We start from the raw sequence: 23333 nt of genomic DNA on the forward strand, positions 1-23333 counted from the left end.
TCGCCCGACAGGAGCTTTCCATGGGTCAACCCGTTCACACCGTCGAATCGCCGACGGGCTTCCAGCTCGCGCTGCAGGATCGCATTGTCATCGGCAATCTGCCGAACGTCGCCACGCCGGCGGCCTCGGGCGCTGGCGCCACCGTCGTCAAGACGTTCACCGGCCTGCGTCTGCCCGCGAACTACAGCGTGCAGGTGTCCGCCAGTCAGGCGTGCGATGCCAGCGTCAGCAGCAAGAGCGCAACTGGCTTCACGGTCACGCTCACGCCCCCGCAAACCAGCATCACGCTCGCGGCCGGCACGATCGACGTGACGGTCATCGCGTAAGCCCTCCTCCATCACCGCTACAGGAGCCATAAATGGCCGCTGTCACTCCCCTTGCAGCAATCGCGTGGAACGCCTCCGAAGTTGCCGCTTCGCAGACCCTTCCGTCCGTCGTCGACCTCGCCGGCATGCAGTCTGCGATGCTGAATGATCTCGAAGAGATCATCAAGAACGTGAACTACCTGATCAGCATTCTGCCGTCGGGCACCAACAAGACGACGCTGACCACGCTTGCGTCGACTCTCGCCTGATCATGGCGGCCTCGACGAAAGAGCAGCGCGGCGAGAAGGAAAAGCGCGTTGCTGATGCTCCGCGCGAACCGGCCGTGAGCATCGCGCCGGGCGCGGTCGAACAGTTGACTGCCGCATCGCGCGATGCCCTGAGAGCGGGCGATCAGGCCGGACACGCCGCGCTGGAATCGGCGCTGTTTGCGCTCTACACCGCTCGCACGCGACTTGCTGCCATCGACCTTGATGGCGCGGTCGGCGCTGTGAAAGCACTGCTTTAAGGACCTCGCATGTTGTCGAATCTCGACAAAGCGGCCCGCGATGCGCTCCCGGCCGAGCACTTTGCCGTGCCTGGCAAGCGCAAATTGCCGATCAATGATGCGAACCATACCCGCCTTGCGTGGGACATGGTCGAGCGCACGAAGGATCTCTCCGATGAGGAGCGGTCCGAGGCGCGCGCAAACATCCGGCGCCGCGCGAAGGAGTTGGGCATCGACACGACCGAATGGCACGTCACCGCGACCATCTCTTTCGAGGCGATGGCGCTCGACGTGCCCACGGTCAGCGGGCACCCGAACCGCATGCCGTTCTCAGGCGTGCTCACGCGCATCGATCAGCCCAGCGATGCGCCTCCGGAAGGATCGACCGGGAAACGGACGATCTTGCCGAAGGCTGTTGCGGAAGCCGCGTTGCCGAGCCTGCTCGGCATGGCGGTGGACTTCAAGCCCGGCTTCGAGGGTCACGATCGCAAGCGAAAGATTGGCCTCATCACCGGCGCGACCATCGTCGGCGATGCTGTTGAGATTGAAGGCTTTTTCTACGCAAGAGACTTTCCTGACGAGTGTCAGCAGATCAAGGCCGAAAAGGGAGCGCTCGGGTTCAGCTACGAACTCGACGCCCGCATCCGGGACCTGGACGCCGATCCGTGGGTGATTGACTACTGCGTGTTCACTGGCGCGGCCGTGCTCTACAAGGAGCTGGCCGCCTACCGGACCACATCACTGGCCGCCAAGGCCGCACAGGAATTCGATATGGACAAGAAGGAACTCGAGGAACTGCTCGCCGCGACGCTGAAGCCGATCTCGGACGCGATCACGGCGCAGGGCAAGGAGCTGGCCGAACTGAAGGCCAAGGGCGCATCGCTCGGCGGCCCGATCATCGACCAGGTGAAGCCGCACGTCGAGGCGTGCATGGCTTGCGCCGATGCGATGGATGCCGCCGGCGTCGGTTCGCATCCGACCATGGGGCATGCCGCCGCGCTGCGCAAGATCGGCCGTCACATGGCCGTCGAGGCAGCGATGGGCAAGGTGCCGCACATCTTCAACGACCACAGCTATTTCGATGCGTCGCCGGAAGCGGCTGCCGCGAAGAAGGACGCTGACGAGAAGGCTCTTGAGGCCGCCGTCGAGAAGGCTGTCGCGCCGCTGAAGACCGAACTCGAGGCGGCGAACACGAAGGTCAAGGACCTCGAAGCCAAAGCGTTCAACAATGCGCAGGCGCCGCAGCGCGCGACGTTGCCAGCCGACGTTCAGTCGTTGCTCGCCAAAGCGAAGATCGAGCCGGAACAGGTCAAGGACGGCGTGCTGTCGACCGATCAGGTCAACACGGTGCTCGACGCCGCTGGACTGCATGGCCAGAAAGCCATCGAGTTCAAGCTCAAGCTGCGTAGCCAGGGCCTGATGCCCGCCGGCCGCGCCTGACGCGTCCTCTCCGAATCACCCGCTAACCCGCTTCGGCGGGTTTTTTCATTTCTGGAGCATAGAACATGGGTGTTGAAGCCAAACTGTTGAGCCTCGACGCGGCAGCCGACTTCCTCGGTACGGGCGCGATCGAAGTTCCCGAGTTCGATCGCGAGATCATGGACGTCGTTCGCCGCTCGTCCATTCCCCTGCAGCGCATCGAATCCCGCCCGGCGACGGGCCATCCGCACCGCTACTTCGAACAGACCGCAATCGCGCAGGCGGCGGCCGTCGACCCGCGCAACCTCGCGGCAACCGCGACGGGCCCGACGCGCGTCGAGCGGCCGGCGTTCATCAAGGCGATGACCGCACAGTCGAACCTGTCGCTGTTCGACAAGGACGTGACCGAGCAGCAAGGTCAGTTCGCATCGGTGGTGGCGAAGGACGTCGACGACGTCATCAGCGCGATCGAGATCCTGCGCGCGCAGATGTTCTGGGCCGGCACCGACACGAGCATGTCGGCGCCGACCACGCTGCAGTGGATGGGCGGCCTCGCCCAGATCACGCAGCAGTCCAACTGCGCGCTGGGGGCCTCGATCATCGACGCGATCAAGACGGAAGTCGCGACGATGGTGGCGAACCAGAACTTCGTGGTGCGGCCGACGGCGGTCTACATGAACCCGATCCTAGCCGACTACATCGATCAGGAAGCGAAGGCCTCGCGCATCACGCTGGACTCGATGGAAGTCGTGGCCGGCGTCACGGTCGCGGCGATCTCGACGCAGGTCGGCAAGCTGCCGATCATCGGCGACCCGTTCATGCCGACGGACACGACCGGCAAGTACGGCTTCTCCACCCCGGCGAGCGGCAAGAACTATTACGCCGCGATCCTGATGGAGTCGGAAGTCGAGAATCCGGTGATCTCGGGCAAGGAATACAACCCGAACCCGCGTCTCTTCCAGCTCGGCCTCGTCGGCAACCTCGCTGGCCAGTTCGTCGGCGTGAAGTTCGACACGATCATCTTCAAGGGCGCGTCGTATGCCCATGCGGTGGTCTGCGTGAACCGTCCGTAATACGGGCGGATTCGTGTTGGAAATGGGCGCTTTCGGGCGCCCATCTGCATTTTGAGGACGTCAATGAAGGTCTACAAACCCGGCGCGCGTGGCAGGCAGCGTCAATACGTGCAGCCCGGTTCGGAATTCCCGGTGGCTCACTTCATGGACGAAAGCGGCAAGCCGAAACTCTTCACCGTCACCTTCACGGAAGGCGCTGCTGAAGTTGACGACACGCTCGGCCAATACATGCTGGATAAGGGCATCGCACGCCGATCGCCGATCCTGCTTCCCGGAGATTTCGCATGAGCGTCGCCGCACAAATCGTCGTCGCTGCGCAGACCGCGGCCGCCAACTCGGTACCGATCCAGCGCACCGTCTCCGATGGTCCTTTCACTGTTGTCGCCGGTGGCCTCGGTTCGGGCGAGACGGTCACGATGCAGGTGCAGGACGCGTCCGGCAACTGGCAGAACGTTCCGTCCGCGATCGCGCCTCAGTTGGGCAGCACCGTGCCGGCGCTGGTCATGGCGTACCCGGGCATCTTCCGTTTCGCAAAAACAGCTACCGCCGCCGCGGTAGGCGTTGTCCTGTATTCGATCTGAGCCATGCCTAGCGCTTACATCCAGCAAGCCGACTACGCTACCTACGGTTTGCCGACCAGCACGAACGCGGCGCAGGTCACGCAGGCGAGTGAACTGATCGACGGCTATCTGCGCCGCCCCGAGGGACTGATCTATGTCCCCGACTCGACAGGGCAGCCGTGCTACATGGCCGCGCTGAGTCCGGAACTCACGTTCGAGGCGCAATCATCGTTCGGCCCCGGAAATGGCATCACCGTCGACGTCAGCGGCCCGACGGCGATGCTGCAGGTCGGCGATTGCGTGGTGCTGGACCGCGCCAATGAGGATCTCGTCGAGGCGGTTCAGATCACCAGCATCAACGGGCAACAGCTGACACTCGGCACGACGGCGGCGAACGTGCCGAACGGCGTCATGTTCGAGCACGCGGCTGGCTGCACGATGGAAACCGGCCTGCTGATCACCGAGAAGCGCTATCTGCCGAAGAATCGCAGCGAGATCTCGCTCGCGAAGGTGCCAGTCGCGCGCATCGTGGGCGGCACCGGGCGATACGGATACGGGCGCCGTGGCGATCAGGCGAGCTACAACACCGACAATTTCAACCTGCTGGCGTCGCTGATGAAGTTCGGCGGACCGCCGGCATGGGAAATATGGCCGGCAAACACGGCGGCCGGCATCGAGGCAGAAACCGGTCAGGTGTGGGTGCCTGCCGGCATCATGCTGGCGTACTACAGCGAGATCAAGGCGCGCTACGTGGCAGGGTTCCAGTATTCGAACCTGCCGTCCGTCGTCAAGATGGCGTGCGCGCAGATCATCACCTCGCTCGCGGCGCTGCCACCGCTCGGTAATGTCCGCATGTATCAGGCCGGCGACACGAAGATCGAACAGTTCACCGCAAGCCTGTTCGGCGAAGACGTCAAGGCGATGCTCGGACCGTACCGCGCGCGGATGTTCGCATGAGTTCGTTTATCTATCCGCGCACTGTGACGGTCAGTCGACCGGACTCGGACCTCACGCCCGGGTACACGTCGGACTACAGCGGCGTGGAACCGGCTAATGAGACGATCGTCGCGACAGGTCTGCCGGCGTCGATCCAGTTGAAGAAAGGGAAGGGTCGGCCCGATGCCGGGCTACCCGCAGACGCGGTCGAGAAGACGCTGTGGACCGTGTTCATTCCGAGGGGCGCTGCGCAACTCGGCCTGATCCGGACGAACGACATCGTCACAGACGACCTTGGCGAGCGGTATCAAGTTTCTGCCCCCTACTGGAATTCGCTAGGATATGCGCTCCAAGTCGAACTTCTGGAGCCGTAATGGCTGACTACTCCGATGTGATGAACACGCTCGGCGCTCTCGCTGGCGAAGCGATGTATCCGAACGGCATCGGACAGCCGAGCGTGGCAGACGTCGCGGTCGTCGTGCGGTCCGGTTGGCCTGTTCCGCAGCAGCTGAAGACGCTCATGGCTGAAGGCAAAGCCATGATCACCATCTACGGCATGCCCGGCATGGGGAAGAACACCACGCGGTTCCTCGGCGACGACGATGCGCAGACGACGATCCCGGATCCTGAACTCGCCATCAACATCTCGGCGAATCAGGTAACCATCGGCGGCGAGATCAACCCGGGCGAAGCGGCAACGATCCGGGTCAATTACGTGCCGTACAGCTACGGCGTGCAAGCCGGCGACAGCGTCGAAACCATCGCGGCCGCGCTGGCCGCAATGATTCCCGGAGCGTCGGTCGACGGCGCCGTTATCACCATCGAACGCGTTTTTGACCTCGCAGCCGCGATCTCGGTGCCGGTCACCGTGTATCAGGAAATCGGGCGTCAGGCGCAGGTGTTCATGGTCGTCGTCTGGACGCCATCGGAATCGCTGCGCGACGCGATTGCACGGCCGCTGGAACTGGCATTCAAGAAGAATCCGCGCATCGTCATGCCCGACAACACATGGGCGAGACTGCTCCATCGCGGCATCACGCAGTCGGACGGCTCGGAAAAGCAGCAGATCTATCGACGCAACCTGCTGTACGAGGTCGAATACGCGCTCACCGAGCCGATCACCCAGAACACCGTGACGAACTTCGGGGTAACGGTCACGCCGACCAACGGCAGTCCGAAAACCTTCAACATCTGAGGCATCCATGGCATCCAGGCAAACCGATGCAGTTACCGATACGCAAGAGACGTCGGGCGAAGTAGCGCAAGCCGAAAATGCGCCCGCGAACACGCTCGGCCACTACCTCATCGTGCGGCACGCCTTTGGCACCTATCGCAAAGGAGACGCGATCCGCGATGAGGCAACGATTGCGGCGGTCCTCGCCAATGCCGTGCAGGCTCGCAACGTGCACAAGGTGCTTGATTGAGCGCCGATCTGAACCGTCCGGCTGCCGCGGCACTGAGGCTCGCTGTCGATCGCTTCGTCGGACAGGAAGCGACGCCGCAAGTCTGCGTGCGCATCAAGAAAGCCTTCATCCAGATCATGCGCGAGCAGTTCGGCGTCGACTGGAGCCGGCACGCGTGGCAGATTCAGGTCTCGTTCGTCGACGGCAAGAAACCGAACCTCCATATCCCGCCGCGCCTGCTGATGCGCACCTGATCTTCTCTCACTTCCGCACCTAAGCCGCCCTCGAGGCGGCTTTTTTATTTCCGGCCCGCCTTGCGCGGGCTTTTTTACGCCCGGAGCAAACGATGCCCGTCTTTCAAGCTGGTCAGATCAATCAGACCGCACTGCAGGCGCCGGACCTGTACGTCATCATCCAGCCGCCCAGCGTCGCGTTCATTAACGGCGTGGCGACCGATGGCCTCGGTCTGGTCGGCGTCGGTTCGTGGGGTCCCGTCAATGCGCCGATGATGGGTGTCGGCAATGGCGCGCAGGCGCAGCAGCTGATCGGCCCGGTCACGAACCGCCTGCACGACATCGCGACGGCCGTTGCGATCGGCGACCTGAACAACGTCCAGAACTACATTCTGGTGCGTGTGACGGACGGCACCGATACGGCCGCCAGCGCACAGCTGAAAGACACCGCCGGCTCGCCGGTCACCGGCATGACGCTCACCGGGATGTACACGGGCGTCGTCGGCAATGGCATCACGGCGGCTATCACGGCGGGCACCGCTGCGAACACGTACAAGCTTTCTGTCACGCGTTCCGGCTTCACGCCGGAGGTGTTCGACAACGTGGGCATGGGCGTGAGCGGTGGCACGGTCACGCCGGGCACTGGCTACACGTCGGTGCCGACGCTGAGCCTGTCCGCGCCGCAGGCGGCCAACGGTGTGCAGGCTGTTGGTTCGATCAGCCTCAAGGTCCTGTCGGCGGCCGTCGCTGCTGCGGGTACGGGTTTTCAGACGGGTGACACGCTCACGCTGCCGAATGGCGTCCTGCTGACCGTGACCGCCAATGCCGGCGCGATTACCGCGCTTGCCGTCACGAACGCTGGCGCGCTCACGAGCGGCTCGGTACCGGCAAATCCGGTGTCGCCGTCCGCGACCTCGGGCGCCGGCACTGGCGCGACGGTCACGCTGACGTGGGGCCTCGGTGCATTCACGGTTAGCAATGCCGGCAACGGCTACACGAGCGCCACCGCGACGCTCACGGGCGGCGGCGCCACGGCGCCGGGCTCGATCGCCCTGACGGTCAGTGTGTGGCTGAACCTCGTGAACGCCGTGAACAACGGGCAATCCGGGTTGCGCGGTCCGTCGCAGAACGTCATCGCGACGCTCGGCACGTCGCCGAATGTGCCGAACCTCACGGCGACCTACCAGCTGTCGGGCGGCACCGATGGCGCTGCAGGCGTGTCGGACAACACGCTGCTCGGCGCCGATGGCCTTGTGCGCTCGGGCATGTATGCCCTGCGCAAATCGGGCGCACAGGTCGGCAACCTGATCGACTGTACGAGCCAGAACACATGGAGCGCGCAGCTCGCCTTCGGCCTGCAGGAAGGCATCTATTTCCACGGCGCGAACCCGGCGGGCACCAGCATCACGGACAGCGCGACGAATCTCGCGAATTCTGGCGTGGACGGGTATGGCTTCATGTGCCTGGTAGGCGACTGGACGTTCTTCAACGATACGGTCAACGGTGTCCAGCGCATGGTCTCGCCGGCGACGTACACGTCGGCGCTTCAGGCCGCGACGAGCCCCGAGCAGTCGATCCTGAACGCTCCAATCAACGGCATCATCGCGACGCAAAGTAGCCTGCAGAACCTGACGTATAGCGACGCGGAGATCGCGCAGTGCTCGACGTCGCGTCTCGATGTCGTGACGCTTGGCGCGCCGGCGGGCAGCATCTTCGCGTGCCGCACCGGCCAGAACGCGAGCAGCAATAGCGCAACGAATGGCGACAACTACACGCGCATGACGAACTACATCGCGTTCACGATCGCGAGCGCGTTCGGGTATGTGCCGGGCAAGGTGCAGACGATCAACCTGCGCCGCAACGTGAAGGGCGCGATGGACGCGTTCTTCGCGAACCTGCAGACCAACAACATGATCGGCAACGTCAACGCGCCGACACAACCCGGCTGGTCGGTGGAAATCGACGCGAAGAACAACCCCTTCAGTCAGGTCGCGCTCGGCTACATGCAGGCGCTCGTGAAGGTGACCTACCTGTCGATCGTCCGCTACTTCCTCGTGAACATCGAGGGCGGTCAGACCGTGACCGTAACGCCTGTCCAGAACCCCTAAGCCGTCCATCACCCTGTTGGAGTAAGCCATGCCGCAAAACGGTTTAAACCTCGGGCGCGACTACAAGTTCGACATCCTGACGGCGACGGGCCCCCTCGTGCTGCCGACGCTGCTGAACTTCAAGCGCCGCAAGATCAACCAGAAGCTCACGGTCAAGCCGCTGAACAGCTTGCCAATCCAGCTCAACTTTCAGGAGGGCGGCTGGGAGGGCTCGTTCGAAGTGTCGCGCGCCGATGCGACGCTGGACGCCTACTTCGCCTCGATCGAAGCCTCGTATTACGCGGGTGTGAACCAGCCACCCGGCTTTATTCAGGAGACCATCGAAGAAGTGGCCGGCGTCGTGAGTACTTTCCAGTACCAGGGCGTCGTTCTCTACTTCGAGGATGCCGGTGACGCCGAGGCCGAGAAAAACGTGATCCAGCGCGTGTCGTTTGCTGCCAGCACGCGCATTCAACTCAACTGACCATGACCGAACTGAACGTTACCGAAACCAGTGGCGACAAGCTGAACGACGAGCTCATGATCACGGGCGATACGCTCAACGTGCCGGTCGGCGACGGCCGCACGCTCACCCTCACCTACCCGGGCCCGCTCGCGCAATACGACATGGTGCAGGCGATGGGAGCGGAGGCAGCCGACAACGCGCGTCTCGTGCGTATGTACCTGCCGCTCATCTACCTGAGTGCGATCAACGACGAGCGTCTCTCGCCGTGCACCACGTTGCGCGAAATGCGCGGCCTCGTGACCCGTCTCGGCCATAAGGGGCTCGCCGCGCTTCAGCGCGGCGTGAATGCTTTCGACAGGCGCGACGAGAAAGATCTGGTCGATCAGGCAAAAAAATAAGCCGGGACTCGGGCCTGCGTCAGGTGCTGATGCTGACAAGGTCGGGGGTCCCGTGGGAAGTCGCGACGAAGCTTTCGCGCTCGAATCTCCTGGGCTTTTGTATTGCCGTCGGCGAGCTTGAGGGCCGCAAGTGGTCGTGGTCACAGATGGAATGGGCGCGCCCTGAATGAAAACGTACCAGTCCTTCGGTGCCTTCGCGCGAGCGATGGAGCGCGCGGTGGCCGAGCTCGACGTCGCCTATGCCGCAGCAATGGAGACGGGCGCCATCCTCGTCACGGCAGAGGCCAAAGCCGAGTTCGGCCACTACCAGCGCGAAGACATGGGGCCGCTGACTCCCTGGGCCGAGCTGAAAGACGAGACGAAGCAGGAACACATTCAGGCGATCGTCGACGGCGAGGCAGCCGACGACGCTGGGCCGAACACGCCGCTGCTGGTGAAAGGTGGCCTTCGTGACAGCGTCGAGCATGAATCTGACGCGCGCCAGTTTATAGTGGGTAGCGAGTCGGAGATCATGGTCTATCAGGAAGAAGGCACACCGGAAGGCATTCCGCCGCGCCCGGTGCTCGCGACGGCGATGTACCGGCACGCCGAAAACATCGTGAATATCGTCGGACAGGCCGTCGAAGACACTCTGGCAGGCAAAAAATGATCAACGCGTACGCAATCGGCGTCGGCGCCACGTTGGAGGACAACGTATCCGGCCCGCTGATGCGCATCGTGGAGTGGGCCGACAAGGCCAACGCCGCCATGCTCGAGTTCGCCTCGAATGCGCGCAAGGCGTCGGCGGCCGGGGCGAGCATCGCGCGCAGCTTCGACAAGGCGGCGACCGCAGCTACCGCGCTCGGTGACAGCGCAGGCAGTCTCACGCGCGCCAGTTACGTGCTCGACACGATGGCGGCCAGCAGCGCTGACCTCGCGCGCAATATGGCGGCCGCGCGAACCGAGGCTGCCGGCATGCGCACGCCCGGCGTCCCCGGCGGTCCGCGGGTGCCCGGCGGTGGTGGCGGCCCGGCAGGTGCGACCGCTGAGCCGCGCGCGAGCGGCAGCATCGGCACGGCGACGGGCGTCGCCACGGCCGGAATGCTCTTTGGCGCATATGAGAACGCCCGCCTGACCGATCAGAACGTCAAGGCGGTCGCTACCGCGCAGGTGCCGTTCGACCAGTGGCAGCCGAGCATCGAGAACCTGCGCGATCGCGAAATGGCGTACGCGAGCAAGTACGCGTGGGCTACGGGCGGCCGCATTGAGCCGTTCGGCGAGTCGATGCTGGAGGGTTCCCGGCTGCTGCGTACGCTGTCGCCCGACAAGCAGAAGCAGATGATGGACTTCGCGATGCCGTACATCGCGCTCGAGGCGAAGCTGAAAGGCGTCTCGATGACCGAGTCCACGGACGCGTTTATCGGCCTGTCTCACATGGCGGGTGCGTACGATCCGAAGCAGGCTGAGCCGCTTTTCGAGTCGATGCTCCAGGCGTCTCTCACCTCGCACGCATCGCTCGGGCAGATTGCGCGCGCTGCGAGCTACGCACTTCCGGCACTCCATGCCGCCGGCGCAAATTCGAGTGATGTGATGCTGCTCGTCGCCACGATGATGCAGGGCGGCATCATGAACACGAAGAGTGGCACGTGGCTGAACGCAATGGCGGGTAACACCCTGCCGAACACGCTCGGTAGCGGGCTGTTCTCGAACAGGAAACAGAACGAGGCACTGCACGATCTCGGTCTATATCGCGGCAACCAGGCGCAGTTCTATGCGAATGGCAGCATGGACCTGATGAAAATCGTATCCATTCTTGCCGACGACCGGCAGAAGATGGAGCCGCTCAAGTTCAACGCCCTTCTGAAGATGGCGTTCGGCACGCAGGGTCAACGCGGCGCATCGTTCTTCAGCGAAGACACGACGCTGCAAAACCTGCATGCTCTGTCGGGGCTGAAGGACCTGTCCCAGCCGCCGATGGACGTGGGCAGGATGATGCAGCAGGTCAGCACGGTCGGCCTTGCGGACCAGACCATCGCGAACGCCAACATCATGCTGATGAACGGCACAGCAACGCTCATGGGGCCGATCAACTCGGCCCTTCGAGGCGCGGGCTCGTTCTTCGGAGCGACAGCCGATTTTTCGAAAGACCATCCCATCGCGGGAGGCGCGCTCGACTTCGGATTGCTCTTCGGAGGCGCGGTTGCCGGTCTCACCACGTGGAAAGGCGCCAAGAGTGCGGCCGGATGGGTCGAAAAAGGCGTCGTCAGCCTCACGAAATATCTGACGCGCACGACGGCGACGCTGATTGCCGAAGCGGCGACGTCGCTCACAGGCGAAGCGATCGGCGCTGCCGCGATCGCGGAGGCCGGCGGCGCAATCTCGATCGGCGCGCTGGTGCTCGGCGGCATTGCCTACCTGATCCATCACGCGATGGATAGCGTGACGTCCAAGATGTCGCCGGACGATCAGGCGAAGTTCTATCAGGACGTCGCAGGCGGCGAGCCCATCTCGTTCGGGAACAAGGTCACGGCTCCGCCGCACCCGGCCAAGGCGCCTGACGTCCACGTGAACGTGAACGTCGATGGTCACGAAGTCGCGTCGCACGTTCAGTCGAAGATGATTCCGCCCAAAACTACGGGCCCCACCGGCATGAATCCGGACGCGGCGCCGTTTAGCCCTGGCATGGGGATGTACTGATGGCCGCACCTTTCGTCACGCTCACGCTCGACACGCCGAATGGGTCGTTCGTGTTCAGCGGCGCGGAGGTTCCGGAAAACATCCCATTCGGCGGAGCGCAGCTGCTCGACAAGCACGTCATGATCGGCGGCCGTCGTCGCATCAATGCGCTGGGCGCCGACGACATACCGTTGCAGTGGTCGGGGCTCTTCCTGTTCGCATCGGCGGTGCCGCGCGCCCGGTTTCTCGATTCGGTGCGGCGCGAAGGGCTGCAATGCACGCTGTCCTGGGATCAGCTGCGGTATCAGGTCGTCATCGACCAGTTCCGGGCGACGTACAAGTACCCGTTCCGGGTCCCTTACTGGATCAGCTTCGAGGTCATTCAGGACCAGACCGCGACGGTCGATTCCGTGCCTGCCGTTACGCCGGCACAGTCGCTAGCGACCGATATGGCGCGCATGGGGACGCTTTCGAATTGCCTCGGTGATTCGACGTTAAACGGTCTGGTCGGCGACCTGCAAAGCGCGATGAGCGACATTCAGGCGGCCGCGCAGCCGATTGCGAACGGACTGAAGGCGGTCACGTCGTTCATCAGCGGCGTGGCCAACTGCGCCGATCAGGTCGTGAATGCAGCGGTGTCGACTGTCGCTGCAGCCGCGGCTCCGCTTGCCGCCGTTGCGACGCGCGTGCAGTCGATGATCGCGAACGCTGAAGGCGTCGTGGCCACTGGCGCTGGCGTGATACCCGGCTTGCCAGCATCGCAGAACGTCTTCAACGCACTGGCGAAATTGAACGCGACGGTGCAGTTGCCCGAACTGTACGAATTGCGCAGCATCACCGCGCGTATGCAGACCAACCTGCCGCTCGTTGCGACGCCGACCAGCCCAAGGTCGATCACGGTCGGCGGCGGCGATCTGTACACCATCGCGTCGCAGCAGTATGGCGACGCAAGCCGATGGACCGATATAGCGGCAGCCAACGGTCTTACGGACCCTGTTCTCACCGGCATCAACACGCTCATCATTCCCGCCTGACATGCTGAACCAGCTACCCACCACAGGAACGCTCGCCGCGCCGCGCGCGATCCTGAAGGTGGGGTCGAAGATCATCGAATGGGACCTGTGGGATGCCGAGCACAACGGTATCTATGAGGCGGGCACGATCCGCATCGAGGTGCCGGGCAACTATGCGGACTGGCCGTGGTGGACGCAGCAGACCGAGATCCTCGTTGACGTGTACGTCGGGTTTCCGAAAGACCCGATGAACTATTCCGCCGGCGATATGACGTTGCTCCAGACGTACCGGATCGATTCCATCCGGCCGAACTGGCAAACGCTCGGCATTTCTCTGGCCGGCCGCGACCTGACCTCGTTGCTGACCGATCAGAAGATCGACGTCAAATTCCCGAACCAGACCGCGAGCCAGATCGCGACGCAGATCGCGCAACAGGTCGGCCTGACGCCGAACGTGCAGGCAACGACGGATCTCGTCGGCCGGTTTTTCACGCTCGATCACGTGAGCCTGCACCACGAGAAAACGATGTGGACGCTGCTCACGTACCTCGCCCAGCACGAAGGGTTTCAGTGCTTCGTGCTCGGCCGCACGCTCTACTTCGGCAAGTTCAGCAGCGCGCTCTCGAACGAGCCGTTCCTGATCCAGTGCGACCCGCCAAACACTCAGCGCCCCTACCCGACCAGCAATGCGACGAACCTCGAGTTCGAGCACGACCTCACGCTCGCGCAGGACGTGAAGGTGCGCGTGCGCAGCTATCACGGCGACAAGAACGCGGTCTACACGTCGATTGCAACGGCGAGCCGCACCGCAAAACGCATCGAGCGGGACGCGGACCTTGCGCAGAGCGTGCAGACGTTCGACTTCATCTTCAACGGCCTGACGCAGGCGCAGTGCGACGCAAAGGCGCAGGAACTGCTTACGCAGATCAGCAAGCACGAGCTGAAGATGAGCGCCCGGCTGCCTGGTGAAACGCTGATTTACCCGTGGACGCCCATCGTCGTGCAGGGTACCGGAACGCCCTTCGACACCACCTATCAGGCCGCGCGCGTGCGCCGCACGTTCCGTGCGAAGCCAGCGAGGTTCGAGGTCACTGTGCACGGTAAGACGGTGACCGCTCAACAGACCGTGGCGCTTTCATGATCGAGCACATCAAGCGCGTCGTCTCGGAGTTCATGGCGAACTTCATGTCCACGAAGTACGGACAGATCAGCGCCTACAACCCCGACGACTACACCGTGAAGGTGCTGCTCATGCCGACGCTGAAGGAAACGGGCTTCATCCCGCTAGGCGCGCAATGGGTTGGCAACGGGTTCGGCGCGGTATTCGGGCCCGCGATCGGCGACGCAGTGCGGCTCGATTTCGTCGACGGGCGCGTTGAGGTAGCGATCGTCGGCTCGCGATTCTTCAATAACTCCGCGCGGCCGCCGGTTGTTCAGTCAGGTCAGGCCGCGATCGTCGACAGCACCGGATCCTTCGTGAGGCTGAACAACGACGGCACGATGACGTTCGGCGCGCCGGAGCAGATCAGCATGGCATCGAAGTCGATCGTGCTGCAGGCGACGCAGACCATTGGTCTTACCGCTGGCACCGAGGCGACGGTCTCCTCGCCGCAGATCGAACTGGACGGTCAGGTCACGCAGGGGACCGGTCCGCAGGGCGGCGAAGCCACGTTGAACGGCCCCGTGACCGTCAACAACGACCTCACCGCGCAAGGCAAGAGCGTGCACAACCACACCCACCTTGAACATGGTGCTGGAAGTCAGACCAGCCCACCGACCTGAGAGCAAGGCAATGCCCGATTCCTTCCACTGGTGGGGCCAGGACATTCAGTTCTCGGCCTCTGGGGACGATCTGCTTGCGACAGGCGTAACGGAACTCAACCAGCGCATCGTGCGCGGGCTGCTTACGCCTCCCGGCACGTACATCTGGCATCCGACGTATGGAGCCGGTCTCGGCCGCTTCGTCGGCCACGCGCTCTCGCCCGAAGAGCTTGCCGAGATCCAGTCGCTGATCAATTCGGTCGTGATGGTCGAGCCGGATGTGCAGAAGCAGCCGCCGCCGACGATCACATATCAGCACGACGCGACAGGGTTGCTGAGCGTGACGATCCAGTACATCTACGCGCCCACGGGCGTGCCGCAGACGCTGAACTTCAACGTGCCCGCATATGGCTCTTAACACGCAAAGCTTCACGACGATCGTCCAGCAGCAGGTCGCGGCGATCCAGTCGGCGGTCGCCTCTGCGGCGACGGGCGTCGCGGTCTTCCTGTCGTTCGTTATCGGTTCGCTCGAGCTCGCGCGCGTCGAGGCCGTCGCCGGCGTGACGATGTGGCTGCAATCGCTCGTGCAGCAGGTGCTCGCGACCGCGCGTCTTTCGACGTCCGAGGGCAACGACGTCGACACGTTCATCTCGGACTTCGGCTGCCCGCCGCGCGAGCAGGCTGTCGCATCGACCGGGCAGGTCGTCTTCTCGCGCTTCACGCCGACTGCGCAAGCGACGATCCCTGCGGGCGTTTTCACGCCCAATCCGGACGGCATCGGCGGCACGTATTCCGGCGGGGCAATGGTGCTCACCGCGGACGGTACGCAGCCGTTTCAGGTGATTCCCGATTCGTCCCAGACCTACTACAACGCAGCGGCGAATGCGTACATCATCCCGGCCGGTGTGACGAGCGCGCAGGTCACCGTGCAGGCGCAGAACGCTGGCACGCAGGGCAACGTCGCAGCAGGCAGCATCACGACGATCTCGACCGCTATCCAGTACGTCGACACTGTCACGAACCCGAGCGCCTTTGCGAACGGCGTGAATCAGGAGAGCGACGAAGCAGTGATGGCGCGCTTCCAGCTCTACATTCAGGGCCTGCGCGCAGCTATCAAATCGGCGGTGGAATCCGCCATCGACGGCCTCGAACAGGGCATCCAGTACGAAATCGTCGAGAACGAGGCGATCGACGGCACACCCTTCTACGGCTATTTCTATGTCGTCATCTCGCCGTTCACGGACACGCTGCAGGAAGCTGTCTATTCGGCTATCGATGCGATTCGCGGGCTGAGTATCCGCTTCGACGTGTTCGCCGCGTCGGACCTGACCGCGAATGTCACGGCGACGGTCACAGCGGCGCCAGGGTACACCCTTCCCGATGTCGAGGCTGCCGTGAAGAATGCGATCGAATCGTTCATCGCGTCGATCCCGCTTGGCGGCTCGCTGCTCTGGACGCAGCTCTTCTCGGTCATGTGGGCGGTCCCCGGCGTGGCGTCGGTCGCGAACAGCATGACCATCAACGGCAGCAACGCTGACCTCGTCGCAACCGCGCAGCAGACGATCGTCGCGGGCACGATCACGGTGAACTGATGGCTAAGGGCGATCAACAGGACATCTTCAGTCGCCTGAAGGCGCAGTTCCCGAAGTCGTGGTTCAAGGCATCGCCGAACTTCGACGCGACGCTACAGGGGCCCGCGTGGGCACTGTCGTCGATCTACGCGCAGATCACCTACGCGGCGCTGCAGACGCGCATCGCGACGGCGACCGACGGTTACCTCGACCTCATATCGAACGACTTCTTCGGCACGTCGCTGCCCAGACTGACGAACGAACCGGACGGCGATTTTCGCGCGCGCATCCTCGCGAACCTGTTCGTGAAGGGACCGACGCGCGCGAACATGTCGGCGGTCCTCACGCTTGTCACCGGGCGCACGCCGGACATCTTTGAACCGAGCAGGACCGACGACTCAGGCGGCTTCGACGGTGCTTTCTACTGGGACACCGGCGTCGGCAAGTGGGGCGCGCCGATGCCCTATCAAAGCTTCGTGACGGCCTATCGGCCCATCACCAATGCTCAGTCGCTCGGCGAACTGGATTCCTGGCGCTGGTCATTCGACTCATACGGTGCCTGGTCCGACGCGCAGATTACATCGGTGACGGATGCCGCGATCATCGCGGCCGTCGAGTCGACCAAGATGCTTGGCACAGTCGTATGGCTGCGTATCGCCAATAACCCGGTCACTCCCTGACCCACTCTCACCTTCCGCTTTAACGAGCCGCCTTCGGGCGGCTTTTTCTTTTTTCTGGAGCCTGAATGGATCGCGCAACCGTCTATACGCAGGAACAGGGCCGCAGCGTCGATTTCCTGTTCGCGCAGCGCGCCACGATGATCGCTATCGCGAAGCTCGCGCAAGCTGCGCTCGGCAGCAACACGATTGTGCGAGGTCTCGCCGTTACGCCGAATTCGCCGGCCGCGCTGAACGTGCTCGTCGGCATCGGCGAGATCTACACGATGGCGCAGGTCGATGCGACGACGTGGGGATCGCTGGGCGCCGACTCAGACGTCATCCTGAAGCAGGGCCTCAACATGGCGGCCCAGACGATCTCGACCCCCGCGCCGTCGACGAGCGGCTTCAGCATCAACTACCTGATCGAAGTCCAGTATCAGGATCAGGACACGACACCGGTCGTATTGCCCTTCTTCAACAGCGCGAATCCGCAGCAGCCGCTGAACGGTCAGGGTGGCAATGGCGCTCCGCTGCCCACCGAGCGTCAGGGCGTCTGTGCGATTCAGGCGAAGGCCGGTGTCGCGGCGACGACCGGCACGCAGGTGACGCCTTCGGTCGACGCGGGCTGGACCGCGATCGCGGTCGTGACGGTCGCCAATGGCCAGAGCACGGTGACGACCGGCAATATCTCCGTTCCGGCCGGCGTGCCGCAGATCACGAGCCTGCTGAAGATGATGCAGCTCGGCTCATCGCAATATGCAGTAGACAGCAGCACCACGGCAAACCAGGTCGCGCTCGCGCTGACGCCGCCCATCACGTCGTACACCGATGGACAGGAAATCGTCTTCAAGGCCGCAAACAATAACACCGGGCCGTGCACGATCAACGCGGGCGGCGGCTCGGTTCCTCTGGTTGGTGCGGCCGGTGCGCTTCAGGGCGGCGAGATCGTCGCGGGCAAGCAATACACGGTGCTATATAGCGCATCGCTCACGGAATTTGTTCTGAGCGGACAGACTGGCGGCTCTCTCCAAATATCTCCCGCTACGGCAAGCAATCATGCGGTGACGTTGGGGCAGGTTCAGAATCACGGCCTCCAAACCATCACTGGCACCGGAAACTTCACGGTCCCCGCGAACGTGTTTTTCCTGCGGTATCGCATGTGGGGCGGTGGTGGTGGCGGCGGCGGCGTCGGGTCGGCCGGGAATGGTGGCGCTGGTGGTGCGGGCGCCGGAGAATTTGCTGAAGGCGTAATCGCAGTAACGCCGGGCCAGATCATTTCCTGCGCAATCGGAGCGGCGGGAGCCGCTCCGGGCCCTGGCGGCGGTGGCGGCACAGGAGGAACGACGTCGTTCACGGCTGGTAGCACTACCATTACATGCGCAGGCGGTAGCGGAGGAGCGGCAAACGCAGCCGGCGGAGGCAATGGCGGAAGCGGTGGCACCGGCGGAACGGGGGCCGCTGGAACGCGCATCCCGGGCGCTTCGGGTGGATCAGGTGCTGGCGCCAGTGGAACAGGCGGCCAAGGCGGATCAACTGGGGGCGGAGGTGGTGCAGGAGCGGGTGGCGCCACTGGTTTGGCAGGTTCTGGCGCTGCGCCTGGCGGTGGCGGCGGTGGTTCCGGCGGCGCTGCTTCGAATAATGGTACGTCAGGTGGACGCGGTCAGATTAACTTCGAATGGTGATTTATGGAGATGCAAACCTACGCTCTTGTAGAAAACGGAATCGTAGTAAATACGATCGTTTGGGATGGCGACACTCAAGACTGGTCGCCTCAATCTGGGCAGACTGCCGTTCTTGTCCCGGCCAATGCAGGACCGGTATCGATCGGATGGACCTATAGCAACGGAGTTTTCTCCGTCTCGACATGATACGATGCACCCCAATAACATGGGGTGCAATGACATGATTCAAACGGGTGTTGGAGCCGCAATATCTCGGCTTTCCATGTCTATAAAGCACAGGATCGTCGGGCGGGCAATCTCCAGACTGGATAGCAGCGAGAAGTTGTCCGCCCCTGAAATTGAGCCGATCAATCCGGAAACGGATGAGCAGGTGCTTGCCCGTGCTGAGGCGATTATCGGTCGTGCGATTGATCTCGGCAGAAAGGGTCGATTGAAGGCGGTTCCCGAGGCGATCGCAGTCGGTGCTACTGAAATTGCAACCTGGAATGCATCATGTGCCCGGGTCACGCTGGCATGAAGGGGCCGATGATCTCGGTCGATGAAGCAGAAATGCTTTTCGCATCGATGGCCATCGAGGGCGCTCATTTCGGCAGCCCTAAAATTTTAGACATGACGTCTGGTGAGCCGACGTTAAACCCTGAACTCGGCACGATTTACGGTCGATTCAAGGAGCTTTTCCCTGACGCCAAGATCTCAATGATCAGCAACGGGACATCCCGGTACGCGGACGGATAAAGGAGGCATTCGAACATGCCGATCGCGTTGGCCTTTCAATGGATGGAGCGACTCAAGAAACGTATGAGCGAATCCGCCAAGGATCAGTCTGGAAGAACGTCGTGCGCAACGTGAAGGAAGTTGCCGAGATCAAGAGGTTAGGCGAGAACTGCGAGACGTTACAGATCATGATGGTTGTCATGGACCAAAATATCCATGAACTCCCGGAAATGGTGCGTTTCGCGCATTCGGTAGGGATCCCCCAAGTGTTTGCGCAGGCGGCCGAGGTACGTGGCGCCCCGTTCAACATCAAAGGTCTAAATGTTTCCTTGGATATGTCCAAGGAAAATCTTGCGCCAATCATCCGTGAAGCTAAAGATGAGGCGGAGCGCTTAGGCGTCGACTTATCGCTAACCTCTCATCTGGAAGACGCGTTACGAGATGACGTGCCGCAGCCGGTTTCGCCCGTGATACCGAATCGCGCAAAGGAAGCGCACAAACTGAGCGTGGCGATTAAGACTTGCAACGTGCCGTGGGTGCATGCTCCGCGTATCTCCAAGAACCGGCAAGGAATTTATCCAACCGTCGTGTGCTGCCATATGCCCCAGGTGCATGGGGCTGGAAATCTCACACATCATCCCGAGTTCATCGACAAGCCGATCAACGACATTTTTAACTCGGATTTCTATTGGGGAATTCGGGCAGGGTTGCTCGACGGTTCTCTGGCGGAGGACGCTTGCAGGGGCTGCCAGTACCATCAAATGACCCAATGGACGGCAGCCCAATTGCGAGAGCTTGAACAAGCATCGGATGCCGCAGAATCGGCGTAAAGCACTCCACAGAGCGGAGTCAAAACTTGACCTTCATTTCCAGCACGTCGGCGTCATTCCACAGCGGCGGGATGTTCCGCGAGTTGCTATTGAGGCGCATGAAGTAGTGCCGGTATGACAGCGTGAACCGGCCATTGCCGACCGAAGCGCCGACGACAGGTGCAACGGACCAGTATGAGTCCGAGATGCTGATGTTCTGCTTCGGAACACCGGGCCATGCCTGCCAGTCGGATACGCTCTCCGACCAGCTATCCCGGTGGATGTATGCGCCGGCCTCGACGCCCAATCGCACGCCATGGAGCCAGTAATACGGCTCTAACGTGAGTGCAGCCCCCTGAGACCGGCCTCGCCTGTGAAGTAGGCTTGAGGAACGTTCACTTTTGTCTGGTACCTGTGAGAGTTGGCGTCGTAGTTGTCGTCATTCGGCGTGCACCAGCATTCAGCGGCAGCGCGCCCAAGATTGACGTATTCGGCATGCCAGTCGATTCCCCACTTGCCGCGTGTGATGAGCGGGCCGGTGAGGCCTAGAGAGAATGCGGGCGGCTTGCTGGTGACGCTCGATCCGCCGGGGATGCCTTGCTGCAGCCAGCGGCCGTCTTGCGTTTGATACTTCGCGGCGCCGATGCCGATCTCGCCCTGCACGTAGTCGTTGATATAGTCGGCTCGCGCCTGCGTCGCGGCCGCGCAGCCGAGCGTCATTACGACGGCGGCTGCTCTCCAGCGGGAGCCGACAGGTCGATGGTTGCGCCGGCTTTGCGCATGCGATCGAGGATTCGCTCGATAGCATCGGCGCTCAATTCGAGTCGCGCCATCGCGAAGAACAACATGTGAGCGCTGATCTCGCGCCGGTTGTTCCCTGACGGCGACGTATATCGCCGAAATGCCCGATTGCCGGCCACACCGAACAGGTCGGCCATCTGCTGACCGGTGAGTCCGAGCTCCGTTTTCAGGCGCTCGATGTCCTCTGGACTCGGCGGCGTGTATTGCATGTCGTTTTGAGAGAGCGCGAAAAAGCGCACGAAAGCTGAGCTTCATGATCGTCCTTTCGGGGTGTCGGACCGCGCGAAGTGCGAGGTGCCAGTGCGATCAATGCTAGGACCAACGGTCCATAAGTCAAGTGCGTCAAAACCAGCCGCCCACGAGGCGGCTTTTTCTTTTCTCGGGGACCAATGACAGAGCAGAAAGCTGGCGCGTCCGCGCGCGTCGAAGAGCGCCTGAAAGATGGCGACCGGCGGTTCTCAAAGCTCGAGCAACGGCTCGACCGTAGCGACCGAGAAGTACGCGAGCACCTGCAGTCGCAAGACGAAAAGATCGGGCTATCGCGGCCGCCGTAACGGAGATCAAAAAGGACACGCGCGTGATCGTCGAGACGTGGGACGAAGGCACGCGCGCCGTGCGTTTCTTCTGCCGGATCGCGCAAGGCTGGCGCTTCGTTTTGCGCCAGGTGCTGTTCCCCGTCGTGATCCCCTGCTTCGCCCTCTACGCAGTGCTTTTCTATGCGGTCCACGGCCATTTCCCTTTGTGGCTCGCTGACACCGTCAAGCTGATTCTCGCGATCGTCTAGCCATGAACATCACCCTGCTCGAAGCGGAACTGCGGCGCGACGAGGGCACGAAGTACTCGCCCTACATCGATTCGACCGGCAATCAGACGATCGGTGTCGGCCGCAACATGAAGGCGAACCCGATACCGAAGGACTGGACCTTCCCGCTCACGGATGCACAGGTCAACCAGCTGCTCGCCGAAGACATCCAGACCGCGTGCGCGAGCCTCGACCGGTTTCTGCCATGGGCGACAGCTCGATGAAGTGCGCCAGCGAGTGATGGCGAACATGTGCTTCAACATGGGCATCGGCACTCTGCTCACCTTCCGCAACACGCTCACAAACATCAAGCAGGGCTTTTACACCGCGGCCGCCACCGGCATGCGCGCCTCGCTGTGGGCGCGACAGGTGCACGGCCGCGCGCAGCGTCTCGCGCAGGCGATGGAGACGGGCGTCATGCCGACGACATAAAAAACGGCCCCACCACTTTCGAGACGGGGCCGAGGACGAGATTGCTCAAACGTCGAGCATCTTTACCTTAGCAACCGTTCGCCTTCCACCAAGGTTTGCAATCGCCCCGCCGCGCGCGGGCTTTTTCGTTTACGGCCATGAGCGTCCAACAAGTCCACGAACAGAAAGAAACCATCGAGGTCGACGTGCTGCTGCCCGGCCACGACCCGCGCACGACGACGTCGCTATTCCGGCGCTCACGCGCGCAACTCCTCGAGCGCGATGGCGCGCGGTGCTTCATCTCAAACAAGACGGCCGAAGAACTCGGTGCGCCGCTCGAGGCGCACCACCATCCGATCGAGCGTTGCTACGCCGAGATCATCGACTGGCCGAAGTTCGCCGCCGATTGCAAGCGAGGCCTGTGGGGCCCGCACGCCGCCGCGTTCGACTGGCTGTCATTTCTCGCCGCGAAGCCGTTCGACCCGTATCGCTTCGTCGACGACATGACCGTCAACGGCGTGCTTCTCGGCAAGCAGTTCCACACGGCAAAGGACGCCGGCATTCACATGCTGCCGTACCCGATCTGGATCGCGCAGAAATACGCGCGCGAGGGTTACCAGTTCTCTCCAACCGAAGTGATTCACCACGACCCGGAGCATCTATGAACCAGACGTCCCCTTTGAATACGGCGACCGCAGTCGGCGCGGGCGCTGTCGTCGCACCCGTTGTCTCGTATGTCGCAGGCCTGTTTCACGTCACGCTGCCGCTCGACGTGCAGAGCGCGCTCGTCGTGCTGATCGTGGCCGGCGCGCACAAGCTGACGCAGATGCGTGCCGCGAAGCAACCGGCCGCGCCAGCGCAGTGATCGGCGCTGCGTTGCTGGCGCTGGTAACACACGTACAAGTGCTGCCAGTGCTCGATAAGCAGTTCGACGTACAGCCCGGCGCGATCGTCTATGCCGAGATCCCGCCATCGACTCGCCTGAGCCTTTCCGTCGTGAAGGGCGCCGAAGCACCAACCGTCAAAGCCAGCATCCGCTGGAAGTTCTAACCACCTCTCCTGGAAACACT

The 23333-nt window shown here is 62.7% G+C and carries 36 protein-coding genes; 33 read left to right on the top strand and 3 right to left on the bottom strand.

The window, feature by feature from the left end; all coding sequences use genetic code 11:
• Nucleotides 1-20: 20 nt before the first annotated feature.
• The 27 genes from BTO02_RS33305 (at nucleotide 21) to BTO02_RS33435 (ending at nucleotide 20270) form a co-directional block, all read left to right on the top strand.
• Nucleotides 21-326, top strand: a complete 306-nt coding sequence (locus BTO02_RS33305; RefSeq protein WP_075161189.1) for a hypothetical protein — start codon at nucleotides 21-23, stop codon at nucleotides 324-326.
• Nucleotides 327-358: 32 nt separating this feature from the next.
• Nucleotides 359-574, top strand: coding sequence for a hypothetical protein (locus BTO02_RS33310; protein ID WP_075161190.1), 216 nt, complete (start codon nucleotides 359-361; stop codon nucleotides 572-574).
• A gap of 2 nt (nucleotides 575-576) precedes the next feature.
• The gene (locus BTO02_RS33315; protein WP_075161191.1) at nucleotides 577-831 is read left to right on the top strand and encodes a hypothetical protein; all 255 of its coding nucleotides are present in this window, start codon (nucleotides 577-579) and stop codon (nucleotides 829-831) included.
• Nucleotides 832-840: 9 nt separating this feature from the next.
• Nucleotides 841-2250, top strand: a complete 1410-nt coding sequence (locus BTO02_RS33320) for a DUF6582 domain-containing protein (protein ID WP_075161192.1) — start codon at nucleotides 841-843, stop codon at nucleotides 2248-2250.
• A gap of 65 nt (nucleotides 2251-2315) precedes the next feature.
• A complete protein-coding gene (locus BTO02_RS33325) occupies nucleotides 2316-3302 on the top strand; it encodes a hypothetical protein (protein ID WP_075161193.1) in 987 nt (328 codons plus the stop codon).
• Between the two features lie 63 nt (nucleotides 3303-3365).
• The gene (locus BTO02_RS33330) at nucleotides 3366-3590 is read left to right on the top strand and encodes a hypothetical protein (RefSeq protein WP_075161194.1); all 225 of its coding nucleotides are present in this window, start codon (nucleotides 3366-3368) and stop codon (nucleotides 3588-3590) included.
• Nucleotides 3587-3883, top strand: a complete 297-nt coding sequence (locus tag BTO02_RS33335; RefSeq protein WP_075161195.1) for a hypothetical protein — start codon at nucleotides 3587-3589, stop codon at nucleotides 3881-3883. The genes BTO02_RS33330 and BTO02_RS33335 overlap by 4 nt, the downstream gene beginning before the upstream one ends.
• A gap of 3 nt (nucleotides 3884-3886) precedes the next feature.
• Complete coding sequence (locus BTO02_RS33340; RefSeq protein WP_075161196.1) at nucleotides 3887-4819, top strand: hypothetical protein; 933 nt, start codon at nucleotides 3887-3889, stop codon at nucleotides 4817-4819.
• A complete protein-coding gene (locus BTO02_RS33345) occupies nucleotides 4816-5172 on the top strand; it encodes a hypothetical protein (RefSeq protein ID WP_075161197.1) in 357 nt (118 codons plus the stop codon). The genes BTO02_RS33340 and BTO02_RS33345 overlap by 4 nt, the downstream gene beginning before the upstream one ends.
• Nucleotides 5172-5993, top strand: coding sequence for a hypothetical protein (locus BTO02_RS33350; RefSeq protein WP_075161198.1), 822 nt, complete (start codon nucleotides 5172-5174; stop codon nucleotides 5991-5993). Before BTO02_RS33345 ends, BTO02_RS33350 begins: the two co-directional genes overlap by 1 nt.
• Before the next feature lie 7 nt (nucleotides 5994-6000).
• Nucleotides 6001-6222 (top strand): hypothetical protein, encoded by a 222-nt coding sequence (locus tag BTO02_RS33355; RefSeq protein ID WP_075161199.1) that lies wholly within the window; start codon nucleotides 6001-6003, stop codon nucleotides 6220-6222.
• Nucleotides 6219-6455 (top strand): hypothetical protein, encoded by a 237-nt coding sequence (locus BTO02_RS33360; protein WP_075161200.1) that lies wholly within the window; start codon nucleotides 6219-6221, stop codon nucleotides 6453-6455. Before BTO02_RS33355 ends, BTO02_RS33360 begins: the two co-directional genes overlap by 4 nt.
• 92 nt (nucleotides 6456-6547) lie before the next feature.
• On the top strand, nucleotides 6548-8542 hold the full coding sequence (locus tag BTO02_RS33365) for a hypothetical protein (protein WP_075161201.1): 1995 nt from the start codon (nucleotides 6548-6550) through the stop codon (nucleotides 8540-8542).
• A 28-nt stretch (nucleotides 8543-8570) separates the two neighbouring features.
• Nucleotides 8571-9005: a hypothetical protein gene (locus tag BTO02_RS33370; RefSeq protein ID WP_075161202.1), complete on the top strand. Its 435-nt coding sequence runs from the start codon at nucleotides 8571-8573 to the stop codon at nucleotides 9003-9005.
• Nucleotides 9006-9007: 2 nt separating this feature from the next.
• Nucleotides 9008-9385 (top strand): hypothetical protein, encoded by a 378-nt coding sequence (locus tag BTO02_RS33375; RefSeq protein WP_075159034.1) that lies wholly within the window; start codon nucleotides 9008-9010, stop codon nucleotides 9383-9385.
• A 166-nt stretch (nucleotides 9386-9551) separates the two neighbouring features.
• Nucleotides 9552-10034, top strand: a complete 483-nt coding sequence (locus tag BTO02_RS33380; RefSeq protein ID WP_156884060.1) for a hypothetical protein — start codon at nucleotides 9552-9554, stop codon at nucleotides 10032-10034.
• Entirely contained in the window at nucleotides 10031-12061 is a 2031-nt protein-coding gene (locus BTO02_RS33385) for a phage tail tape measure protein (RefSeq protein ID WP_075161204.1), read from the top strand. The genes BTO02_RS33380 and BTO02_RS33385 overlap by 4 nt, the downstream gene beginning before the upstream one ends.
• Complete coding sequence (locus BTO02_RS33390; RefSeq protein WP_075161205.1) at nucleotides 12061-13074, top strand: LysM peptidoglycan-binding domain-containing protein; 1014 nt, start codon at nucleotides 12061-12063, stop codon at nucleotides 13072-13074. The genes BTO02_RS33385 and BTO02_RS33390 overlap by 1 nt, the downstream gene beginning before the upstream one ends.
• A gap of 1 nt (nucleotide 13075) precedes the next feature.
• Nucleotides 13076-14194, top strand: a complete 1119-nt coding sequence (locus BTO02_RS33395) for a hypothetical protein (RefSeq protein WP_075159042.1) — start codon at nucleotides 13076-13078, stop codon at nucleotides 14192-14194.
• On the top strand, nucleotides 14191-14835 hold the full coding sequence (locus BTO02_RS33400) for a hypothetical protein (RefSeq protein ID WP_075159043.1): 645 nt from the start codon (nucleotides 14191-14193) through the stop codon (nucleotides 14833-14835). Before BTO02_RS33395 ends, BTO02_RS33400 begins: the two co-directional genes overlap by 4 nt.
• A gap of 10 nt (nucleotides 14836-14845) precedes the next feature.
• Nucleotides 14846-15232, top strand: coding sequence for a hypothetical protein (locus BTO02_RS33405; protein WP_075159044.1), 387 nt, complete (start codon nucleotides 14846-14848; stop codon nucleotides 15230-15232).
• Entirely contained in the window at nucleotides 15222-16406 is a 1185-nt protein-coding gene (locus BTO02_RS33410) for a baseplate J/gp47 family protein (protein WP_075159045.1), read from the top strand. Before BTO02_RS33405 ends, BTO02_RS33410 begins: the two co-directional genes overlap by 11 nt.
• Nucleotides 16406-17065, top strand: coding sequence for a hypothetical protein (locus tag BTO02_RS33415; RefSeq protein ID WP_083615276.1), 660 nt, complete (start codon nucleotides 16406-16408; stop codon nucleotides 17063-17065). Before BTO02_RS33410 ends, BTO02_RS33415 begins: the two co-directional genes overlap by 1 nt.
• A gap of 65 nt (nucleotides 17066-17130) precedes the next feature.
• The gene (locus tag BTO02_RS35470) at nucleotides 17131-18726 is read left to right on the top strand and encodes a hypothetical protein (protein WP_075159046.1); all 1596 of its coding nucleotides are present in this window, start codon (nucleotides 17131-17133) and stop codon (nucleotides 18724-18726) included.
• Nucleotides 18727-18946: 220 nt separating this feature from the next.
• Entirely contained in the window at nucleotides 18947-19243 is a 297-nt protein-coding gene (locus BTO02_RS33425) for a hypothetical protein (protein WP_156884061.1), read from the top strand.
• 8 nt (nucleotides 19244-19251) lie between these two features.
• A complete protein-coding gene (locus BTO02_RS33430; RefSeq protein ID WP_232243617.1) occupies nucleotides 19252-19461 on the top strand; it encodes a hypothetical protein in 210 nt (69 codons plus the stop codon).
• Nucleotides 19462-19562: 101 nt separating this feature from the next.
• A complete protein-coding gene (locus BTO02_RS33435; protein ID WP_156884062.1) occupies nucleotides 19563-20270 on the top strand; it encodes a hypothetical protein in 708 nt (235 codons plus the stop codon).
• Nucleotides 20271-20289: 19 nt separating this feature from the next.
• On the opposite strand, the gene BTO02_RS33440 is transcribed toward BTO02_RS33435, so the two are convergent.
• From BTO02_RS33440 to BTO02_RS33450, 3 genes are read right to left on the bottom strand one after another with little or no spacing between them, the layout of a single operon-like run.
• Complete coding sequence (locus BTO02_RS33440; RefSeq protein WP_075161209.1) at nucleotides 20290-20556, bottom strand: hypothetical protein; 267 nt, start codon at nucleotides 20554-20556, stop codon at nucleotides 20290-20292.
• Nucleotides 20557-20585: 29 nt separating this feature from the next.
• Complete coding sequence (locus BTO02_RS33445) at nucleotides 20586-20969, bottom strand: hypothetical protein (protein WP_075161210.1); 384 nt, start codon at nucleotides 20967-20969, stop codon at nucleotides 20586-20588.
• The gene (locus BTO02_RS33450) at nucleotides 20969-21259 is read right to left on the bottom strand and encodes a transcriptional regulator (RefSeq protein ID WP_075159049.1); all 291 of its coding nucleotides are present in this window, start codon (nucleotides 21257-21259) and stop codon (nucleotides 20969-20971) included. Before BTO02_RS33450 ends, BTO02_RS33445 begins: the two co-directional genes overlap by 1 nt.
• A gap of 368 nt (nucleotides 21260-21627) precedes the next feature.
• On the opposite strand from BTO02_RS33450, the gene BTO02_RS34645 reads away from it, so the two are divergent.
• The 6 genes from BTO02_RS34645 to BTO02_RS33475 all read left to right on the top strand — a co-directional run bounded on the left by BTO02_RS34645 (nucleotide 21628) and on the right by BTO02_RS33475 (nucleotide 23313).
• Entirely contained in the window at nucleotides 21628-21834 is a 207-nt protein-coding gene (locus BTO02_RS34645; protein ID WP_156884063.1) for a hypothetical protein, read from the top strand.
• A 2-nt stretch (nucleotides 21835-21836) separates the two neighbouring features.
• The gene (locus tag BTO02_RS35575) at nucleotides 21837-22076 is read left to right on the top strand and encodes a glycoside hydrolase family protein (protein ID WP_332262275.1); all 240 of its coding nucleotides are present in this window, start codon (nucleotides 21837-21839) and stop codon (nucleotides 22074-22076) included.
• Nucleotides 22077-22113: 37 nt separating this feature from the next.
• Nucleotides 22114-22284 carry a hypothetical protein gene (locus tag BTO02_RS35580; protein WP_332262276.1) on the top strand — a complete coding sequence of 57 codons (171 nt, stop codon included), beginning with the start codon at nucleotides 22114-22116 and terminating at the stop codon, nucleotides 22282-22284.
• A gap of 137 nt (nucleotides 22285-22421) precedes the next feature.
• On the top strand, nucleotides 22422-22928 hold the full coding sequence (locus BTO02_RS33465) for a hypothetical protein (protein WP_075159052.1): 507 nt from the start codon (nucleotides 22422-22424) through the stop codon (nucleotides 22926-22928).
• Nucleotides 22925-23128 carry a hypothetical protein gene (locus BTO02_RS33470; RefSeq protein WP_075159053.1) on the top strand — a complete coding sequence of 68 codons (204 nt, stop codon included), beginning with the start codon at nucleotides 22925-22927 and terminating at the stop codon, nucleotides 23126-23128. The genes BTO02_RS33465 and BTO02_RS33470 overlap by 4 nt, the downstream gene beginning before the upstream one ends.
• Nucleotides 23125-23313, top strand: coding sequence for a hypothetical protein (locus tag BTO02_RS33475; protein WP_075159054.1), 189 nt, complete (start codon nucleotides 23125-23127; stop codon nucleotides 23311-23313). The genes BTO02_RS33470 and BTO02_RS33475 overlap by 4 nt, the downstream gene beginning before the upstream one ends.
• Nucleotides 23314-23333 lie beyond the last annotated feature (20 nt).

The organism is Paraburkholderia sp. SOS3, from assembly GCF_001922345.1.
GTDB lineage: Bacteria > Pseudomonadota > Gammaproteobacteria > Burkholderiales > Burkholderiaceae > Paraburkholderia.

Bases quoted from the DNA above. Each gene is read 5' to 3' on its own strand.
- BTO02_RS33305 (WP_075161189.1), top strand. From the start codon at position 21: ATGGGTCAACCCGTTCACACCGTCGAATCGCCGACGGGCTTCCAGCTC.
- BTO02_RS33310 (WP_075161190.1), top strand. From the start codon at position 359: ATGGCCGCTGTCACTCCCCTTGCAGCAATCGCGTGGAACGCCTCCGAA.
- BTO02_RS33315 (WP_075161191.1), top strand. From the start codon at position 577: ATGGCGGCCTCGACGAAAGAGCAGCGCGGCGAGAAGGAAAAGCGCGTT.
- BTO02_RS33320 (WP_075161192.1), top strand. From the start codon at position 841: ATGTTGTCGAATCTCGACAAAGCGGCCCGCGATGCGCTCCCGGCCGAG.
- BTO02_RS33325 (WP_075161193.1), top strand. From the start codon at position 2,316: ATGGGTGTTGAAGCCAAACTGTTGAGCCTCGACGCGGCAGCCGACTTC.
- BTO02_RS33330 (WP_075161194.1), top strand. From the start codon at position 3,366: ATGAAGGTCTACAAACCCGGCGCGCGTGGCAGGCAGCGTCAATACGTG.
- BTO02_RS33335 (WP_075161195.1), top strand. From the start codon at position 3,587: ATGAGCGTCGCCGCACAAATCGTCGTCGCTGCGCAGACCGCGGCCGCC.
- BTO02_RS33340 (WP_075161196.1), top strand. From the start codon at position 3,887: ATGCCTAGCGCTTACATCCAGCAAGCCGACTACGCTACCTACGGTTTG.
- BTO02_RS33345 (WP_075161197.1), top strand. From the start codon at position 4,816: ATGAGTTCGTTTATCTATCCGCGCACTGTGACGGTCAGTCGACCGGAC.
- BTO02_RS33350 (WP_075161198.1), top strand. From the start codon at position 5,172: ATGGCTGACTACTCCGATGTGATGAACACGCTCGGCGCTCTCGCTGGC.
- BTO02_RS33355 (WP_075161199.1), top strand. From the start codon at position 6,001: ATGGCATCCAGGCAAACCGATGCAGTTACCGATACGCAAGAGACGTCG.
- BTO02_RS33365 (WP_075161201.1), top strand. From the start codon at position 6,548: ATGCCCGTCTTTCAAGCTGGTCAGATCAATCAGACCGCACTGCAGGCG.
- BTO02_RS33370 (WP_075161202.1), top strand. From the start codon at position 8,571: ATGCCGCAAAACGGTTTAAACCTCGGGCGCGACTACAAGTTCGACATC.
- BTO02_RS33375 (WP_075159034.1), top strand. From the start codon at position 9,008: ATGACCGAACTGAACGTTACCGAAACCAGTGGCGACAAGCTGAACGAC.
- BTO02_RS33380 (WP_156884060.1), top strand. From the start codon at position 9,552: ATGAAAACGTACCAGTCCTTCGGTGCCTTCGCGCGAGCGATGGAGCGC.
- BTO02_RS33385 (WP_075161204.1), top strand. From the start codon at position 10,031: ATGATCAACGCGTACGCAATCGGCGTCGGCGCCACGTTGGAGGACAAC.
- BTO02_RS33390 (WP_075161205.1), top strand. From the start codon at position 12,061: ATGGCCGCACCTTTCGTCACGCTCACGCTCGACACGCCGAATGGGTCG.
- BTO02_RS33395 (WP_075159042.1), top strand. From the start codon at position 13,076: ATGCTGAACCAGCTACCCACCACAGGAACGCTCGCCGCGCCGCGCGCG.
- BTO02_RS33400 (WP_075159043.1), top strand. From the start codon at position 14,191: ATGATCGAGCACATCAAGCGCGTCGTCTCGGAGTTCATGGCGAACTTC.
- BTO02_RS33405 (WP_075159044.1), top strand. From the start codon at position 14,846: ATGCCCGATTCCTTCCACTGGTGGGGCCAGGACATTCAGTTCTCGGCC.
- BTO02_RS33410 (WP_075159045.1), top strand. From the start codon at position 15,222: ATGGCTCTTAACACGCAAAGCTTCACGACGATCGTCCAGCAGCAGGTC.
- BTO02_RS33415 (WP_083615276.1), top strand. From the start codon at position 16,406: ATGGCTAAGGGCGATCAACAGGACATCTTCAGTCGCCTGAAGGCGCAG.
- BTO02_RS35470 (WP_075159046.1), top strand. From the start codon at position 17,131: ATGGATCGCGCAACCGTCTATACGCAGGAACAGGGCCGCAGCGTCGAT.
- BTO02_RS33425 (WP_156884061.1), top strand. From the start codon at position 18,947: ATGATTCAAACGGGTGTTGGAGCCGCAATATCTCGGCTTTCCATGTCT.
- BTO02_RS33430 (WP_232243617.1), top strand. From the start codon at position 19,252: ATGATCTCGGTCGATGAAGCAGAAATGCTTTTCGCATCGATGGCCATC.
- BTO02_RS33445 (WP_075161210.1), bottom strand. From the start codon at position 20,969: ATGACGCTCGGCTGCGCGGCCGCGACGCAGGCGCGAGCCGACTATATC.
- BTO02_RS33450 (WP_075159049.1), bottom strand. From the start codon at position 21,259: ATGCAATACACGCCGCCGAGTCCAGAGGACATCGAGCGCCTGAAAACG.
- BTO02_RS35575 (WP_332262275.1), top strand. From the start codon at position 21,837: ATGAACATCACCCTGCTCGAAGCGGAACTGCGGCGCGACGAGGGCACG.
- BTO02_RS35580 (WP_332262276.1), top strand. From the start codon at position 22,114: ATGGGCATCGGCACTCTGCTCACCTTCCGCAACACGCTCACAAACATC.
- BTO02_RS33465 (WP_075159052.1), top strand. From the start codon at position 22,422: ATGAGCGTCCAACAAGTCCACGAACAGAAAGAAACCATCGAGGTCGAC.
- BTO02_RS33470 (WP_075159053.1), top strand. From the start codon at position 22,925: ATGAACCAGACGTCCCCTTTGAATACGGCGACCGCAGTCGGCGCGGGC.